We start from the raw sequence: 18,042 nt of genomic DNA, 5'->3' as shown, positions 1-18,042 counted from the left end.
ATCAGAGAAACCTGCGCCAGAAGCGATCGCACCCGAACCGGTAGTATCAGAGAAACCTGCGCCAGAAGCGATCGCACTCCCACCGCTTCCCTCTCCAGAACCTGCGCCAGGGATAGCGGCGATACCGATTCCCTCGGATGACGCTGCGCCAGGGATAGCGGCGATACCGATTCCCTCGGATGACGCTGCGCCAGCAACACCGGCGATACCGATTCCCTCGGATGACGCTGCGCCAGCAACACCGGCGATACCGATTCCCTCGGATGACCCCCCACCGCCTGCGCCGCCAATTCCGTCGCCGGAGACTGCGCCCCCGGTCCCTGCGCCCCCGGTGAGGGATACTGTACCCGAGGCGCAGGGAGAGGAAGTCTCCCCCGCCACTTCTGCGCCCGCGAGAGAAACTTTGGGAACCGTGGCGGCGCAGGAAGTGCCTTCCACTCCCGAGGAAATCCCGGTAGCGAGAATTCCCTCGCCCCTTATACCCGATGCAGGAATTCCGCCAATGCCCGCCCCCGGGAGAGTTCCGGCGGAAGAAATGGTAATGAGTGAGGGGGAATCGCCGCCGAGGGAATCGCCGGAGTCATTGGGGGCGGAAAATCCAGTAGATATCACCTCCCTTCGCCGCCAAATCGAACGCTTGCTGGACGATCGCAATCTTCCACAAGCGTTGCGGTTTATCGACTTAATGTTTACCGAGGAATATGCCCGATATTTAAACTTGGTATATGCGCGGGAGTTGCAGTCATTTACCCAAATTCAAGACAAATTGCGGGCGATCGCCAATCTTACCGGCACTCAACCGGCAATTATCTACACCTTCATGCGCGACGAACAATTAGATTTAGTATTGGTACCTCCTCAAGGGGTACCAATTTACAAAACCGTTCCCGAGGCAAAACGCGATTTAATTCTAGAAAAAATGTCGCAATTTCGCCAAGACATTACCAATCCTCTGAAGCGCAACCGCACGGATTATTTGGTTTTGGCGCAACAATTCCACGACTGGATAATTGCACCCTTGGAAACCGATATCCAACTGCAAAATATCGATATCCTGATGTTTTCAATGGATGGCGGAATGCGAACTTTGCCCGTAGCAGCGTTGCACGATAGAGCAGAATTTTTAGTGGAAAAATATCGCGTCGGATTGATTCCCAGCGTGAATTTAACCGATACGCGCTATGAATCCTTGGACAATGCCCGGGTGTTAGCAATGGGTGCGTCTAAATTTACGGATAAAATTGCCTTACCGGCGGTTCCAGTGGAATTGTCGGCGATTCTGACAATTTGGCCCGGGAAATCGTTTCTCAATGAAGCGTTTACCTTTAGTAATCTGAAATTGCAACGGGAAAAAGAACCGTTTCGCTTGGTTCATTTGGCCACTCACAGCGAATTTAATCCCGGGAATCCGGAAGAGTCATATATTCAGTTATGGGATGGGCGATTGAGTTTGGATCGGGTGCGAGAATTGAATTGGAATTCACCGCCGGTAGAGTTGTTAGTGCTCTCCGCTTGTCGTACTGCAGTGGGGGACGAAAATGCCGAGTTGGGGTTTGCCGGTTTAGCGGTGAATGCAGGGGTGAAATCGGCCCTGGCGTCGTTGTGGTATGTGAATGATGAGGGCACTTTGGGGTTAATGAGTGAGTTTTATCATCAGTTACGCGCCGTGTCGGTGAAGGCGGAAGCATTGCGCCGATCGCAGGTGGCGATGATTCGCGGTGAAATCCGCGTACAACAAGGGGAGTTGATTTATGCCGGCGATCGCATCCCTTTACCGCCCCCCCTCGCCAGCGTGAGTTACCAGGAGTTGTCCCATCCGTATTATTGGGCGGGATTTACCGCGATCGGTAGTCCCTGGTAGCACATTATCCCACCAGCACCCTCGGATAACCCAATCGAATATCGGGGTAACGCACCACCCTAACAATCGACCTTCCAATTCAATCCCCCGTAGGGTGCGTTCCCCCCGCCGCCAATTCCCACTGGGATAACTCGCTCGAATATCGGGGGGAACGCACCACCCCAATCGTTGAAAAGACCCCTTCACACTCGCTCTAACGATAATACAATCAACAATTTTGGTTAGTATATATAAAAACATCCGTGCTGATGCACGTCAGAAGTGCTGAATGCTAAGAAATCTTCATATAAATTGGCCAATAATCTGATAAACTACCAGAGATATAACTTAGAGTATTCAATCGTTTATGTTTTTCTCAATTTTTCCCAAAATCGTTAAATAGCTTTTGAAAGACTTGCCCAAAAACGATTACCCAGTTCTCAACACTTTTTTATTTGTTTTCTGCTGGTTAGATTTGACGATGGATAAAAGCCTAGTCAGTATGCGGGAATTGATTTTTCTGATTAAATTGCCGGGATAGTACCTTGCATATTCCCCCCTTTTTTAAGGCCAGTAAACATCGGACTTCTGAAGTTTTTAAATAGCTCTTGCAGAAAGTTATAAAACAAGTAAAATAGAAAAATGGCAACCCAAACACTCCACTGCCTTTTCCTATCTAATCTACAATTATTACTTTAACAAGTAAGCTTTTGTGGTGTCAAACTTATCGTCAAGTTAAGTTGTTGTGCGGCCTCAATAGCTGGAATTCTGGGGCGGAATTGTCCTTCATTTTGGACAAAGACACGATAGAAAATACGGAAACTAAACCGTTGAAGAAATTCCGTAAAATGCAGTAGGAGTAATAGATAGAGGATTTTGCTCTTTACTTAGAATTAAGGCGTTGGTTCAAAAACTCAATCGATATTTTGTGTTGATAATTAAAAATAATTTAGCATTATAATTTTTGGAAAATGGTAATTCTTTAGTAGGCATGGGTTATAATTAAATTGAAGTTTAAGTGGCTAATAGACGACTTAGAAAAAAAGTAATATCGTTCAGCAACTCATTTACCTGCGGCCAATGTTAGTAAATCAGAAAAAAATTTATAAAAATTTGTGGGCGTTCGAGAATGTATGAAAGGTGTTAAAATAGACTTAACACTAGACAAATTGATGACTAACAACAAACAGGATATCCGGCTAAAGATTTATAGCTGCTTAATCGTTTGGTTGATATTATAGTTGTTTGATATTCCACAATAAAATTGGGCAAAAGGCTTGGAAAACCTGCGATAGATTCAATGATTTATAAATCAGAATATTAGCCATGTTCATTACAGAAAAACCGTGGGGATGGAGGGAGAATCACAGCAATGAAGTGCGAATTTTATCAAAACCTGTCTCAAAAAAAAGACAGTCGCGCATCCCACCTTTACCGGGGGTATATTGCGACCTTAACTGACTCTCTCAGAGCTTTCCCATCAGGTCTGGAGCCTGGGAAAGAGAAAAGAAACAAAAACGGGGAACAACTGTTACCACTGTTCCCCGTTTTATGCTATAATCAAAGTTTAACGTACTGCAAGTGGCTGCGCGGATTAGTGCTGCGATTAGTGCGAAGTTTCTCGTAGAGTTCCCGTTCCGTGGGGCTAATCTCCTTCGGAGGCGCGATCGCAATTCGAACCAATTGATCCGTCCGTCCTCCTTTCGGCGTGCGCCATCCCTTCCCGCGCAGGCGCAGAGTTTGACCGGATCGAATCCCTGCCGGCACGTTCATCGTCACCATTCCATCCGGCGTCGGAACCTGCACCTTTGCCCCCAACACCGCCTCATCTGGGGCGATCGGCACTTCGCAGACCAAATTATCCCCATCAAACTGAAAGAACGAGTGGGGTTGGACCTCCACATGTAAGTACAAATCCCCGCGTTGCTGGTTGTAAGGATTCACTTGACCCTTACCGCGTACCCGAACCCGACTTCCCGGCTTCGCCCCTGGGGGAATCCGCACGTCGATCGCCTCATTTCCCAGACTCAGACGCTTTTGACTCCCATTAAACGCTTCTGCAAAAGTCAGCCGGATCGTCCCCTCGCGATCCATCGAAGCGCCAGCAGCGCGATCGCCATAGCCGGCAAAATCCTCAAATCCGCCAAATCCCGTCGGCCCACTCCTACTGGTGCGATAATTGTAATTCCATCCACCGGTGCGACTGCGACCTCCACCCGGGCCACCCACGCGACCCAGCAGCGCATTGATGAAATCATCAAAACTGGAAAACTCGCTAAAATCAAAGCCGCCAAAATCCACATTAGTGCCACCGGGCCATCCAGCCCCTGCACCCGCCCCCGCCGCACCGGCTTGTTTCCAATACTGACCGAACTGGTCGTACTTTTTCCGTTTCTCCGGATCCGAGAGCACTTCATACGCTTCCGAGACTTCTTTAAACTTTGCCTCAGCTTGGCGGTTTCCCGGGTTCATATCCGGGTGATATTTGCGCGCTAGTTTGCGATAAGCCTTTTTAATTTCATCCACACTGGCGCTTTTACTCACGCCGAGGATAGCGTAATAGTCCTTGTAGTCGGTCGCAGCCATCAATATGCCTCCTGTAGCTGATAAAGATTAAGTTTAAAGGGTTTTGTGGTTGGGGCTGCTGAGGCTACAGCGAATGCGATCGCCCCTTCCAGATACGATAAAGCCCTAGAGAAACAGAAGCGTTTGATGCTCTCTCCTTCTAGGGTCTATATCCCCTTTCAGGGTAGCCAATATGCGACACCAGTTAAGTTCGGTTCTTGCTGTGGAGTTTTAACGCAATTTCCGTACTATTCCCCGCCTTCGGATAGGGAATCACCTCATCAAACCCATCTTCTCGTTTCGGGGGATCCGTTTGAAGATGCTCGTGCATTTTCCAGATAACCTCATCGGGAACCTGTCGCCCTCTGCGTCGGTTGCGTTCCAGACAGACCTCTACTGGCGTAGCCACCCAGAGGCCAATAATCGGAGTAAACCCACAGGACCGACCCAGGGCGATCGCCTCCTGACGGTGAAGGCGCTGGGCATTTGTCGCATCATAAATCGCCACCATCCGCGAATCATTTCCTGGCGATCGCCCTTCAAGCGCCACCAGCGATTCAAATTGCCGTTGCAATTCCCGCTCAATTTCTGCCCAAGGGCCTTGGATAATTTCATCCCCAAACAGTTGCGCCCGGATAGCATCGGTAGAAATCACGCGGGCGTTTTCCAATTGTCCCGCTAACTGCTTAGCCAGAGAAGACTTGCCGCTAGCCGGAAGCCCAATCGAAACCACTAACATTGCCATGATTAGGACTTATGCAATCTGCCGCTAATTCCTTTAAAAATAGGGTAGGGTGGACAATGCCCACCCTACAAATCTCAATTTATTGGGGATTTAGCTTACCCCAATTTTCCCACCTTAGATAACAGTACCGTCGGGGATTTTAGCATTTTTCAGCACCACCACAATGCCATTGCGGATATAGAACCCTTCGCTTTCGCGATCGGCTTCTTCCACATGGTCTTTATTAATGATTTTCACATCCCGACCGATGCGAGCATTTTTATCGACAATAGCCCGACGAATCGTGGTTTCCGAACCGATACCCAAAGGAACGCCACCTTTTTGCAAACCCGATTGACGTTCTGCGAACGGCTCGTAATAGTCCGACCCCATAATTAAGGTATCTTGAATGTGACAGTTGGCTTCAATGCGCGATCGAATTCCCAGAACCGAGTGTTCGATGCGGCATTCTTTGAGAATGCATCCTTCGCCGATAATTGATTCCGTGACCTGACTATCCAACAATTTAGTAGGCGGTAGATAACGGGAACGGGTGTAAATGGGAGCCTTTTCGTCGTAGAAACTGAAAGGCGGCTGAGGCTGTTTAGTCAGCGCCAAATTCGCATCGAAGAACGATTCAATGGTTCCGATATCTTCCCAATATCCGTTAAACAGATATGCCTGAACGTTATATTCGCCAGCCGAAGCCGGGATAATTTCCTTACCGAAATCCGTGCGCGTTGTGGATTCGCGCAGGAGTTTTCCCATCACCTCTTTGTTAAAGACATAAATGCCCATTGAAGCAATATAGGGAGTGTTTTGAGCTTGTTCGGGGCTTAAGCCCAAGGTGGTGGTATCCACCGCCATTTTCCGCAGGGCATCGCCTTTGGGTTTTTCGCTAAAATCGATAACGCGCCCGGTGTCATCGATTTTCATCAAACCGAAATCCGAGGCACGTTTTTCATCGATTGGCAAAACCGAGAGAGTAATATCTGCACCCGTTTCGCGGTGACGGTCCAAGAAATTGCGATAGTCCATCCGGTAGAGATGGTCGCCGGACAAAATCAGGTAGTAGTCTACGTTCCACTCTTCAAACAGCCAGAGATACTTGCGGACCGCATCGGCGGTGCCTTGGAACCAACTGGGACTGTCGGGAGTTTGCTGGGCGGCGAGCACCTCTACAAAGCCTTCAGTGAACCCAGAGAAATTGTAAGCCCGAACCAGGTGGCGGTTTAGAGAAGCGGAGTTGAATTGGGTCAGGACATAGATTTTCAGAATGTCGGAGTTAATGCAATTACTAATCGGAATATCGATGAGGCGATATTTGCCAGCCAAGGGGACGGCGGGTTTAGCTCGCATTTTGGTCAGGGGGTAGAGACGGGTACCCGCGCCTCCGCCCAGGATAATGCCTAAAACGTTTTTCACGAAAAACCTCTCAACAGCGTCACTCGACGAGTGCTGCGCGGTCAGCCGATCGCCAGCAGGGCGAGAAACCCGGATAGGCAGCACTCAACCTCAAGGGGAGGAGGGGGTGGGACACAAGGAGATCGCACTCCAGAATTCATCCTGCCTTGATGCCGAGGGCCGATCGGGGGGTGGGCTGACGGCTGCTCTCCAGTTTAGTGTCTGATTGTGTGGAACCGTTGACAAGGGGGGACCGAGTTGGGTTTTGCGTCAGACCTTGGCATCCACCAGAAGGGGGAGAGGCGAACGATGTCCCTGAAATCCTTACCTAGTCTTGATTCGTCCCTCACGATCGCTCCTGCTAGGGATTTTAAAAGTCCCAGGGGCAAAAAACATCACACCGGTGGGGGAGTTGTCGTCCCCATTGGCGCGATAATAAAGAATGAGATGCGAACTTTCGCATCGGACGAATAAGCTGAGGACAAACCGTGCTGTTATCAAAAGGCTTTGAGGTCGAGGTTTATACGGGAACCCCCCAAGGGGAGATTGTCGGCCTCTCGGATAAAATTGTGGCGGCTCTCAATCGTTTCATGCGGGAGCCAGATACGCGAAATGTGGAATATACGACCGCGCCATTATGTCGCTACGATCGCCTGTTGTGTGACTTGGTGCGGCCTCGCCTGCTGCTGCGCGACTACCTGAAAACCCTAGGGGACTACACGTTAATTCCGGGCAGTAGCTTGTCGTTGGGAAGCACAGATCGCTTCTATCGCTCGGATCCGAATAATCCCTATCACGACTACATCGAAAACACCTACGGCACGAATGTGGTCACTGCCAGCGTTCACATCAATATTGGCATCGACGACCCAGAACTGCTGATGCGGGCTTGTCGGTTAATTCGGCTGGAGGCTCCGCTTTACCTGGCTCTGAGTGCCGCCTCGCCCTTTCTCGACGGCGAAGCGACCGGCTATCACTCCACCCGGTGGCAGATGTTTCCCAAGGTGCCCCCAGAGGTGCCTTTATTTGAAAGTCATCAGCATTTCATCCAGTGGACCCAAGACCAGTTAGCTGCCAAAACGATGCAGAACGTGCGTCATTTGTGGAGTTCAGTGCGACCGAATGGCGATCGCCGCCCTTACAATCTCAACCGCTTAGAATTGCGAATTTGCGAATTTCTCAGCGATCCCATTGCCCTGTTGGCCATCACCTCGTTTTTGGAAGCGCGCATTTGGCAGGTTATGGAAGACCCCAGTTTAGATCCCTTGACCATCAGCAAAATTGGCGATCGGCACCGGGCGCAAGAGCTGATTTCCCTGACCAACGACAATGAGAAGGCTGCTGCTCAGGGCAGTTTAGACGCCGAACTGCGGCATTGGGTGGATGGTCGCCCGATTCTCGCCCGAGATTGGATTTGGCAGCTTTATCAGGAGGTCTGGCCGGCGGCGAAAAAACGGGGATTTAGCTGCTTTTTGTTGCCGTTGAAAAAAATCCTGCGCGAAGGGAACGAAGCGCAGCGCTGGTTGGCCTTGCACGATCGCGGTTTCCACACTCGCCAAATTCTCCAACAGGCCATTGAATCGATGCATCAGCAAGAGCTCGAACTCGAAGATGGGTTGTGTCCCCCCTGGGTAGCGTGATGGCAATCCGGGGCGATCGGTTCATCAGAATATCTAATCGATGAGTTTTGTACCTCTCTTATTAAAATTTTCTATCAATGGCCTCGGTCTGGGGGTAGATTTTTCCCCAGGCGCATCCGTTTCGGGTGCGGTTTGACTGTCCAGAACGCGCAGATGGAGGAACGCTGGCTCAATGCCGCAAGTTGTGTTAGTTTATCCCCAAATTCCGCCGAATACGGGCAATATTGCCCGCACCTGTGCCGCCACCGGCACTCCCTTGCATTTGGTCGGACCGTTGGGGTTTGAAATTAGCGATCGCTACCTGAAACGGGCGGGGCTGGATTACTGGCCTTACGTGGATTTCCACTACCATTCTTGCTTAGAAGCGTTTCAGACTTACCACCAGCAACAGGGAGGTCGCTGGCTCGGGTTTAGTACCAAGGGCACCGCGAATTATGTGGAATTCCAGTATCAAGACAATGACTGGCTGTTGTTTGGGGCGGAAACCACCGGCTTGCCCCCCGATGTCCTGATTCTTTGCGATTTTACGGTATATATCCCCATGAGTCAGCCTCATGTACGAAGTCTGAATCTCTCAGTGAGTGCAGCTTTAGGGCTATTTGAAGCGCGACGTCAATTGGGATATTTATCCGAGTCTGAATGAAGGGCGATCCCGGGTGCAATCCAGGGCCATCGTTTGTCGATGGCCAGCGCCCTGAGGGGCAATTGGATCCAGCAGATGCGTGGTGAGGAGTTCTGTGCCCGGAGTATTGGCGGGGCGATCGCCTCCTGAATGGATCCGACCAAAAGCAGGCGATAAGAAATTTATATCACCGAGCCAAAAAGCTATGGGGTTCGCAGTGATAGAGAATCATCATCGAACGCCCCAGGGTGAAACGACTCAAATCCCCATCGCCAGGGAGTGTAACGGTATTTTTACCCGATCGCTTCAGATGGCGCGGTCGGGGAAGCTAAACCTCGTTTCGATAATTGTACGGTTGTAAGTTGGCAAAAAATCCGCTACAACTCTCCACAGGATTCAATCAATGGCATTAACCCCCACAGGAGTTGCATCTGCGCTACGAATTCAGGTCCCCCACGAGAGCGCTCATCGAGGACCTTGAACTTTTCCCAGAGGTGGCGGGTCTAAAAATCATTGCTTCGCGATCGCCCCTGACATGCCCAGTGTCAGGAATAGTCCAAAACATCAGCCAGACTCGATCCCCCGTCCACTCAGTCACAATACACCAGTGGCAGAACTCATCCCTTGTGCCGTAGCATTGGAAACCCATAGCAAGAGTATTAAGGCTTATAATCAGCAAACATACCTGCATCGGATGCGTTTTAGGTGCTTGCGCTCCCATTCATGCCTACCCTGCTAAGCTAAAAAAGCTTACCATGAGCGGTGGAGAACAGTTGATGAAAAAACATAACTATCCAATTTAGTTTTTTTAAGCCTATCAACTTGTCTAAATCGCCAAAGTTAGGGTAATCTTGCCTAAAGCATGTTTTCTGTCAGTGACTTCGGTCTCTTGGTGATGTGATCTGCATCATAGACTGGTGGTACATTGATTGACTCAAAGACAGTTAAGCACTGGTCGTTAGGAGGTCGTTTTTTTGAAACGAGCAATTCCGCAGAAGGTAAAACCTGTTCCGTTCTGTGCCGCCAATACTCAAGCAGCAGCAGAAATCAGACAGGCAATCTCTGGCCCGCGTCGGGTTCGGACATCGGCTGCCACGATCGGGCTAGCCATTTCTCTCGGGGCATCGAGCATGTTGCTGCCTCAACAAGGAGAGGGTGCCGTAGCCGCTGAGCCGAGGGTATCCACCAATGCATCGGCGGCTAATCTCGATGCCGCCCCGTCGTCAGAAACAGCCCAAGACACAGCAGATCGGGGGCAAGTCGGTGGCGTATGGGCAGCGGAGACAACCGAACCCCCGTTAACCCAGGAATCGCCAGAGCAACCCACCGCCGATGGAAACCCGGAGCGCCTCGCGGTGGATGAGGGGGCGATCGCCCTCACTGAAGAAGCTGAGAGTCTGAGGTATGGCGAAAGCGACGCACCACTGTCTGAGTCGTACAGTGTGGAAGCCAGCTTTTCCACCTACGCTCCAGCCGGTGACACCGCGTTAGACTCCACCGCCGGGGAACCTCAAGCACCCGCCGCCTCCAATTTCTCTTCATGGAATCTTCTGGCGCCAGCCACCGCTGAGCCGTGGGTGAATCCACTCCCCGAATCGACGGTAGGGGAAACCCCAGAACAGCCCAACCCTTCGGTTGAGGTGCAAGAATCGGCGAGAGAAACCCCAGGGGTAGAGACACCCTGGGACATCGAGGTAGAGGATGCCGCCGCGATCGCCCCTTGGGAAAACTCCGAATCTTTCGAGGAACCCCGATTGGAAGGAGGACAAAATTTCTCCCCAGAAGCCCAGGAGGCACCCACCTCCCCTGAGTTATCGCCGATCGCCCCCACCGCCAGAGAACCCGTGGGGGAAACTCTACCGGATTCCAGATGGCGTTCCCCCCTCAACCCAACTCAACCTCTGGAACGGATAGGCGAATCCGTTCCCCAGGCATCCCCAGAAGACTCCACGGAGACGCGGATCGTCGAATCGAGCGGGGCCACGCGAAAAAATCCGAATCTGGATTCTACCCAGGCTGGAGTCGAAGCTCAATCTAACCCCGCACCCGCAGAAGCCGCCGGTGTGGCAGAACCGGATATCAACTCGGCGATCGCGATCCAACCCAATGGATCGGCAGCTCGCCTCTATCAAGTCAATCCGGGAGATACGGTGGGCGAAATTGCCCTTCAAAATGGCATTTCGGTAGAAGATCTCGTCCAAGCCAATCAAATTGAGGATCCCGACTCGATCGCAGTCAATCAAAAAATTAAAATCCCTCTGATCGAACAAGAAAACTCCGGGGGTGAGATGGGTACCCTAAATCCCACCCCGGAAAAGAAAGCCTCTGAAAACTACACCACCCGCAACGGTAATTTCGGATTGGCGCAGACACAATCTCAAACTCAGAGTTATCCGAGGGAAGCAGACAACCCCTCCCTGACTTCCTATACCTCGAGCTTGAAACTCGATTTTACCCGCAAGCCTTCCGAAACCATCGGCTCGCCGGAACTCGCCGCCGTTGATTCTCCAGTAGCGCAACTCTCGGATCCTGGCAGAATCGGGGCAAAATCCAATGAGCAGCTCCCTGGCGAACCGATTGCGGAGTCTACCACGGAAGTGGAAACGGCATCGGATGAGGATCGAACCGATTACATCGACAGCTTAAGAGCCGACATTATTAAGCTGCGAGAAAAGTACCGGGAACAAAATGCCCAAAGCGAACATGAATCGGGCATCCCAGTGGCACCAGAGGCTTCTACCTCAGACCCTCAGACCGGTACTGGCATCGGTGGCGTCATGTCCCCGCCGACTGAATCCGCCGACAGCACCGAAGTGCAAAATCGCGGCGTTCTCTTCCCGGATGACTCCTCATCCGCCGATCGCCCCAGGGAGTCCGATCGCAACGTCATCTTTCCGGAAGTGGCGGCTGAGTCTTCCGAAACCACCCCCGCCGATTCTAGAGCGGTTTCGGATAACTCGCCTCAGAGCGAAGCTGAAGACCCCGGTGAGGTTCAGGCTCATGCTACCCCCCCAGACGCGATCGAAAACCGCTATGTGGAAAATCTCAGAGCGGAAATCGAAAAACTGCGCGAGAAGTACAGAACCGAACAAGCCAGTTTTGACAGCAATGTGGGCGCGACTCCTACCGATGCGGCGGATACCGATGCGATTTCGGCAAGCGATCGCCCCGACAACTCCCAACAGGGAAATCGCGAGGGTGACACGGAAAGCTTAGAGGCTCAACTCGCTCGCCTGCGCGAAAAATATCGCTCCGAGGATCGCGATCGCGCTCAACCCAATTCCACGGGTTCGGCAACCGCGACCCAGAATAATCCCTCATCGGTGGTGGCTGTGGCTCCAATGGCACCGGAAACCTATGCACCCCTGCTTCAACCCTCGGTGGGCGAAATGGTCTCCCCCGATTTACCGCCGCTCAACGATCGCGATAACTATCTGCCCGAGGGTCCCCCGCGTTTTAATGGCTATATCTGGCCCGCCGAAGGCGTGTTCACCTCCGGTTATGGCTGGCGCTGGGGCCGGATGCACCGGGGAATCGATATCGCAGGTCCGATCGGCACCCCGATTTATGCCGCCGCTCCCGGAGTCGTTACCTTTGCTGGCTGGAATTCCGGCGGATACGGCAATCTCGTGGAAATCGAGCATCCCGATGGTAGCTTGACTCTCTATGCCCACAATCACCGCGTGATGGTGCGCGAGGGCCAATTGGTGGAGCAAGGCGAACAAGTGGCAGAAATGGGTAGCACCGGCTTTAGCACCGGCCCCCACCTCCACTTTGAAATTCATCCTCCCGGACAAGGCGCAGTCAATCCAATGGCTTATCTCCCAGCTCGATAAGTTCCCTTCTCAACTCAGACGCTCCATTATGGGGTTTCTCCAGGGGCATGAAAGGCTAAATCCATCCTTTCATGCCCCACTTGTTTTTCCCTCCCCCCCCGCCAATTTCCCTATTCCTGAGACTTTGGTTTGCCTTTCAATTTGCCGATAACCGCTTGCCTAAATCCTAAAACAATTAAAATATTTGAAAGGGTCAAAAACACTTCTGCACCGCCATGCAACCAATCCACATTGGCTAAGGCTTCGCTATAAACGTTTTTGGCATAAATCCCCGCCGGAATCGTCACCGCCACAAACACCAACGTTCCGTAAAACCCAATCAGTGCCAAACGCGGGGCTTGGCGCGATCGCGTTAAAAACCACAAAAATCCCAAATAGGGAAACAGCGAAACCGCAAACAACGTATCCTTAGAAAAAATTGTTTCCATCCCGACCCACTCTTCGATAACGATTTCCACAAACTTCAACCAGCCGACAAATTATAACGATTTTGCCCACCTGTAAACGCGATTAATCCTGGTAATCTTGTCTGTGCAAAAAGACAACTGACCCACAAAAAATCATCAACCATCGTTAAAAATTGATAATTTAAAATTCCCCAAAAACGAATGACCAATGACCAATGACAAGTGACCAATGACCAACATTATTGCGGCGATTTGTGCGGCGCAAGTTCTCTTTTTTCAGCCTCAGAACTTTCTTCGCTGTTGTTGTTTTCCTCCTCCCTTGCTGAGGCTCGCCAAATCCACCAAGCCGCCAGACAGAGGGTGCAGTTGCCCACCACCGTCATCCCCGCTTGTAACGTCACCAACCATTCTAAATCCGTAGGATTGTCAAAAAAATGCCAAGTGCAGGCACACATGGCGCTCACTAATGCCGGCAGCATAGCGAGGGACAACCCCCACCAATAGCGATTCCCCGTTAGCTCGCCATATCTCCAAATTAACCAAATTGCCGCGATCCACTCGATGACGCTGGAAACATGAATCATCCAAGTCGGAATAGACAAAGCGTGCATGAATTTCTTTCAAACTCCTAATGATTCGGCCTTTTTTGCGAAGTTTTCCTATTTTAGCTTCTCTGGCGGAGGTTCTGGCCACGGGGGGAGAATTCATTTGCGCTCGGCGGCATTATGAGTTATCTATAAGAAGCATCACTGTTTTAGTGACAAGCTGAATTTATGCAGGATCGATAAACTATCGTGGAGCCAATTCGGGCGGTATGTTGTGGATATTATGGCAAGGGCAATGCGGGAGATGAGGCATTGTTGGCTTGTTTGTTGCAGATGTTGCCCTCGCGGGTGACGCCAGTGGTGCTGTCGGGGAACCCGCAAGAAACGCGCGATCGCTACGGTGTGGCGGCGTGTAACCGCATGTCTGCCTTTCCCCTGTTGCCGGTGTTGCGTCAGTCTCAGGTGTTTATTTGGGGCGGCGGGAGTCTGATCCAAGATGCCACCAGTACCTTGAGTCCGTTTTACTATATCGGTTTGATGGGATTAGCCCAGGGGATGGGGTTGAAAACCATCGCCTGGGGTCAGGGGATTGGTCCGCTGCAAAACAAGCTGACGCGCCAGGTGGCGCAACGGATGTTTTCTCGCTGCACCGGGGTGAGCGTGCGCGATCGCGGTTCTGCCTCTGTGCTGGCGCAATGGCAGGTTCCCTGTACGATGGCACCGGATCCGGTGTGGGCGTTAGACCCGAAATCGGTTCTGGGATTGGGGCATTTACCCGCGCCTCGGGTGGCGGTGACCTTGCGATCGCATCCGCAACTGACGCCCGCGCGCCTGCAATGCTTAACCCGCGCCTTAATCGACTTTCAAAAAGCCACGGATACCTGCATTCTCCTGGTCCCCTTTCAACCGGCACAAGACAAGGCGATCGCGGAGTCTATCCAATCTCAGCTCCCCGGTCCGAGTCACCTGTTTACCCTGGAAGACCCCAGAGAATTAAAAGGACTGTTTCGCGGTGTAGAAATGGCCATTGGCATGCGCTTCCATAGTTTAATTATGGCCGCCGCTGAAGGCTGTCGCTGTTTTGCGATTAGTTACGACCCGAAAGTGAGCCAGCTTATGGCAGATTTGGAGATTCCCGGTTGGGAATTATCGGACTTGCCCACAGATGCCAACGCGATCGGGACCACCTGGCTGGAACATTATGCCAATGGCGACCCGCTCTCGGATATTTCCATTCAATCCTTAGTCGATCGCGCCAAAATTCATCGCGACCTTTTGCATCAGTTTTTCGATCGCTTCTTTCCAGCATAATCCCTCCTTTCCCGATCGCTCCAAAAATCTCATATTAATCGTACTTTACCCCCGATGCATGGGGCGATCGCGCCTGCGTCAACTCACATATCTCCGGCATCGAACCCTATTCATCCTCCCAATTCTTAGCGCGCTCCAGGGCTTTTTGCCACTGGAAAAACTCCCTTTGTACCGATGCGGCATCGGCTCCCGGTTCGAACACCCGGTCGATCGCGCGTCCTTGGACTAAGCGGCGATAATCGTCCCACACCCCCACCGCCAAACCGGCACCAAATGCGGCTCCTTGTGCGGTGGCATCCAGGATAGCGGGACGTTCTACGGGAATGCCCAGGGCGTCGGCTTGAAATTGCATTAACCAATCATTTTCGCAGGCACCGCCATCCACTTTGAGAACTTTCACCGGGGTTTTGGTATCTTTATCGATCGCATCCACCACTTCTTTCACCTGATAGGCGATCGCTTCCAACACGGCGCGCACCAAGTGTTCTCGGCTGACGCCGGCGGTAATGCCCATAAATGCGCCTCGGGCACTCATATCCCAATGGGGCGCACCCAGTCCGCTCAATGCCGGGACGAAATATACGCCATTTGCATCCCTCACCGAGCGCGCGATCGCCTCGGTTTCGGCGGCGGAATCAATCAACTTCAATCCATCGCGCAACCACTGAATGCAGCGTCCGGTGGTAAACATCGCGCCTTCTAAGGCATATTTCACCTCTCCCGATCGCGTCCAGGCTACCGTAGAGAGTAACTGATTGTGCGATCGCGTCACCTCTTCTCCCGTTTGGGCGATTAAAAACGAGCCGGTACCGTAAGTACACTTGAGCATCCCCGGACGATCGCACCCATGTGCGAATAACGCCGCCTGCTGGTCGCCAAATACGGCGGCGATCGGAAGTCCCACCCCGAGCAACTCCGGGTCGGTTTCGCCAAAAATTCCCACACTATCTTGAATTTTGGGCATTATCTGCGCCGGAATGCCAAATAATTCTAACAGAATGCTATCCCAGTCCCGGGTTTCTAAATTCATCAGCATGGTGCGACTGGCATTGCTGCGATCGGTGGCGTGAATTCTCCCCCCGGTGAGATTCCACAAAATCCAACTATCGATCGTCCCACCAAGGATATTCCCCCAATCCACCTCCGGGCGATTTTCCTTCACCCAGTCGAGCAACCAAACCAGTTTCGTGGCCGAAAAATAGGCATCGAGTACCAACCCGGTGCGGTTTTGAATCTCTTGGGCGTACCCTTGTTTGGCTAAATGACGGCACATGGATGCCGTGCGGCGATCGAGCCACACGATCGCGTCATGCAATGGCTGACCGGTGGTTTTATCCCACAGCAAACAGGTCTCGCGCTGCACTGTCAGTCCAATTCCCGCCACCGCATCGGCAGAAATCCCGGTTTTTTGCAATACTTCCTCCATGCAGGCCCGAGTATCCTGCCAGATTTCCATCGGGTTATGTTCCACCCACCCGGGTTGCGGATAGTGCTGGGTGAGTTCTTTATATGCTTGATTGACAATTTTGCCCTCTGCATCGAATAAAATCGCCCGGTTGCCGGTGGTGCCGAGGTCGAGTCCGAGAATATATGTAGCTGCGTTTGTTGTCATCTACTTTTCATCTTGTCCGAGTTTCTCAATGGTTTAAATCATAAAAGATTGTGGCGCAAATGGGAAATAGCCTCTCGACTATGATGCGCCCTCCCCCAAACGCTTTTTTCCTCGCCTCTAAAACGGGCAACGGAATCAATCGGCGCGGGGTGTCAATGGGGCGCGATCGCGAGAAGCCATAAGCTTGAATTGAATTCAATTGAGTGAAAAAAAAGGTCAGGCGCGTCCGAATTGCCTTTTCTCCTGCGCCCTTCTTCCCCACCGCGCGAACTGCTTTCACCGCTCCTCCTCCACGATAGAATTTAAACCGGGCGACCTCTAGGACGGGGTCTGATTATTCGTCAAATCTTTACTCAATTTCATCTTTTCTTAACGGAATCTTAATCAATTCTTGTGCCGGGTTCATACTCATTCGAGCCAATATAATTTACAATTAAGGAGGTAAGGTAAAAGTGTATGAAAAGACGTAACTTTATCGGATATTCCTTGTTATTTCTCTCCGGCTGTACCTTGACCAGTCGGAACCGCGATCGCGCGAACCTCGAGGCAGTCAAGGCACCGGAAAAGCTACGATTCGCCGTAACTGATGTTATCGGACGCGAAAAGCTAGAGGAAAATTACGAGCCTTTTCGCCAACAGTTGGCAGAAGTGTTGGGCATTCCGGTGGAATTTTTCCCGGTACAAAATATGAACGCCGCTGCATCGGCGCTGCAGTTAAATCAAGTAGATTTCGTGCTGACGGGACCTTCGGAATATGTGGCCATTCGGGCGCGCACCAATGCGGTGCCAGTGATTGCAATTACTCGGCCTAATTATCGCTCTGTGCTTGCAGTAGCGGCAAATAGCGACATTAAATCGGTGGCGGATTTGAAAGGCAAAAGTATCGCGTTGTCCGATGTGGGGTCTACCAGCGGTCATCTTGGCCCCACTAAACTACTTATTGACGCCCAACTCAATCCGAAATCTGATGTAAATGTTAAAATGTTGGGAGATGAAGGAAGCGTTGCGGCGATGAAAAATGGCGAGGTGGATGCTTGGGGCGGATCGGCGATCGACTATGAAGTGTTCTTTCAAGAAAAAGCAAATTCGCCCGATCGCTGGCGTATTTTAAAGCAAGGTCCCCCCCTTCCCAGCGATATTTTTGTTGCCAGCAGTCTCCTAGATCCGGACGTGGTGGCCCTGATTCGATCGCTGTTGGTAGAAAATCAGCAGTCCCTCATTCAAGCCCTAGCAATTGGCGAAGCCACCCAAAAATACAAAGGTTCTCAATTGGTTCCCGCTGACGATAAAGATTACGACCCGATCCGGGAGGTCTATCAGGCAATTGGGGAGGGAACTTTTATTCCCTAAAGAGTCGGTTTTGCACAAAGGCTGAAAACCCGGGTTTTTTCCCGAAATTGAAGGAATTTGCAACTCATTCGGAACAAAAACCCGGTTACTTTTCCGGTTTATCTACAATTCCCTCAAATAAGCTCTAGTCCGGCAAGGCATAATTTCCCAGACAGTGCAATACTAGCACTGCGATCGCCTTTTTGT

The 18,042-nt window shown here is 51.5% G+C and carries 13 protein-coding genes; 6 read left to right on the top strand and 7 right to left on the bottom strand.

Features of this window, described 5'->3' with window-relative positions:
• Window positions 1–1,861 (top strand): CHAT domain-containing protein (locus tag AC0QH1_RS05290; protein ID WP_324629867.1); only part of this gene is annotated, 1,861 nt, incomplete at its 5' end.
• Window positions 1,862–3,400: 1,539 nt separating this feature from the next.
• Here the strand turns inward: AC0QH1_RS05290 and AC0QH1_RS05285 are convergent.
• From AC0QH1_RS05285 to AC0QH1_RS05275, 3 genes are all read right to left on the bottom strand, one after another.
• Window positions 3,401–4,426 (bottom strand): DnaJ C-terminal domain-containing protein, encoded by a 1,026-nt coding sequence (locus AC0QH1_RS05285; RefSeq protein ID WP_324629865.1) that lies wholly within the window; start codon window positions 4,424–4,426, stop codon window positions 3,401–3,403.
• Window positions 4,427–4,610: 184 nt separating this feature from the next.
• On the bottom strand, window positions 4,611–5,150 hold the full coding sequence (locus AC0QH1_RS05280) for an AAA family ATPase (RefSeq protein WP_324629864.1): 540 nt from the start codon (window positions 5,148–5,150) through the stop codon (window positions 4,611–4,613).
• Window positions 5,151–5,264: 114 nt separating this feature from the next.
• On the bottom strand, window positions 5,265–6,554 hold the full coding sequence (locus AC0QH1_RS05275; protein WP_324629863.1) for a glucose-1-phosphate adenylyltransferase: 1,290 nt from the start codon (window positions 6,552–6,554) through the stop codon (window positions 5,265–5,267).
• Window positions 6,555–7,021: 467 nt separating this feature from the next.
• On the opposite strand from AC0QH1_RS05275, the gene gshA reads away from it, so the two are divergent.
• The 3 genes from gshA (at window position 7,022) to AC0QH1_RS05260 (ending at window position 12,631) form a co-directional block, all read left to right on the top strand.
• Window positions 7,022–8,173: a glutamate--cysteine ligase gene (gshA, locus tag AC0QH1_RS05270; protein WP_324629862.1), complete on the top strand. Its 1,152-nt coding sequence runs from the start codon at window positions 7,022–7,024 to the stop codon at window positions 8,171–8,173.
• Window positions 8,174–8,345: 172 nt separating this feature from the next.
• On the top strand, window positions 8,346–8,816 hold the full coding sequence (locus AC0QH1_RS05265) for a tRNA (cytidine(34)-2'-O)-methyltransferase (RefSeq protein WP_324629861.1): 471 nt from the start codon (window positions 8,346–8,348) through the stop codon (window positions 8,814–8,816).
• A 953-nt stretch (window positions 8,817–9,769) separates the two neighbouring features.
• Complete coding sequence (locus tag AC0QH1_RS05260; RefSeq protein ID WP_324629860.1) at window positions 9,770–12,631, top strand: peptidoglycan DD-metalloendopeptidase family protein; 2,862 nt, start codon at window positions 9,770–9,772, stop codon at window positions 12,629–12,631.
• A gap of 110 nt (window positions 12,632–12,741) precedes the next feature.
• Here AC0QH1_RS05260 and AC0QH1_RS05255 read toward each other — a convergent pair whose 3' ends face one another.
• Complete coding sequence (locus AC0QH1_RS05255) at window positions 12,742–13,050, bottom strand: DUF3593 domain-containing protein (RefSeq protein ID WP_324629871.1); 309 nt, start codon at window positions 13,048–13,050, stop codon at window positions 12,742–12,744.
• A gap of 227 nt (window positions 13,051–13,277) precedes the next feature.
• A complete protein-coding gene (locus tag AC0QH1_RS05250; protein WP_324629859.1) occupies window positions 13,278–13,649 on the bottom strand; it encodes a DUF2499 domain-containing protein in 372 nt (123 codons plus the stop codon).
• A 183-nt stretch (window positions 13,650–13,832) separates the two neighbouring features.
• Here AC0QH1_RS05250 and csaB point away from each other — a divergent pair, with 183 nt between their 5' ends.
• On the top strand, window positions 13,833–14,894 hold the full coding sequence (gene csaB, locus AC0QH1_RS05245) for a polysaccharide pyruvyl transferase CsaB (RefSeq protein WP_324629858.1): 1,062 nt from the start codon (window positions 13,833–13,835) through the stop codon (window positions 14,892–14,894).
• Window positions 14,895–15,000: 106 nt separating this feature from the next.
• Here the strand turns inward: csaB and glpK are convergent, their stop codons facing one another.
• Together glpK and AC0QH1_RS05235 are read right to left on the bottom strand one after the other, a co-directional pair.
• On the bottom strand, window positions 15,001–16,506 hold the full coding sequence (glpK, locus tag AC0QH1_RS05240) for a glycerol kinase GlpK (RefSeq protein ID WP_324629857.1): 1,506 nt from the start codon (window positions 16,504–16,506) through the stop codon (window positions 15,001–15,003).
• A gap of 25 nt (window positions 16,507–16,531) precedes the next feature.
• Window positions 16,532–16,786, bottom strand: a complete 255-nt coding sequence (locus tag AC0QH1_RS05235) for a hypothetical protein (RefSeq protein WP_324629856.1) — start codon at window positions 16,784–16,786, stop codon at window positions 16,532–16,534.
• Between the two features lie 176 nt (window positions 16,787–16,962).
• Between AC0QH1_RS05235 and AC0QH1_RS05230 the strand changes: the two genes are divergently transcribed.
• Window positions 16,963–17,856 (top strand): phosphate/phosphite/phosphonate ABC transporter substrate-binding protein, encoded by an 894-nt coding sequence (locus AC0QH1_RS05230; RefSeq protein WP_324629855.1) that lies wholly within the window; start codon window positions 16,963–16,965, stop codon window positions 17,854–17,856.
• Window positions 17,857–18,042: the final 186 nt, after the last annotated feature.

It is taken from the genome of Phormidium sp. CCY1219 (genome assembly GCF_055795085.1).
The sequence above is the reverse complement of the archived record's forward strand: the minus strand, read 5'-3'. Positions and strand labels throughout refer to the sequence as shown.

Bases quoted from the DNA above. Each gene is read 5' to 3' on its own strand.
- AC0QH1_RS05285 (WP_324629865.1), bottom strand. From the start codon at position 4,426: ATGGCTGCGACCGACTACAAGGACTATTACGCTATCCTCGGCGTGAGT.
- AC0QH1_RS05280 (WP_324629864.1), bottom strand. From the start codon at position 5,150: ATGGCAATGTTAGTGGTTTCGATTGGGCTTCCGGCTAGCGGCAAGTCT.
- AC0QH1_RS05265 (WP_324629861.1), top strand. From the start codon at position 8,346: ATGCCGCAAGTTGTGTTAGTTTATCCCCAAATTCCGCCGAATACGGGC.
- AC0QH1_RS05250 (WP_324629859.1), bottom strand. From the start codon at position 13,649: ATGCACGCTTTGTCTATTCCGACTTGGATGATTCATGTTTCCAGCGTC.
- glpK (WP_324629857.1), bottom strand. From the start codon at position 16,506: ATGACAACAAACGCAGCTACATATATTCTCGGACTCGACCTCGGCACC.
- AC0QH1_RS05230 (WP_324629855.1), top strand. From the start codon at position 16,963: ATGAAAAGACGTAACTTTATCGGATATTCCTTGTTATTTCTCTCCGGC.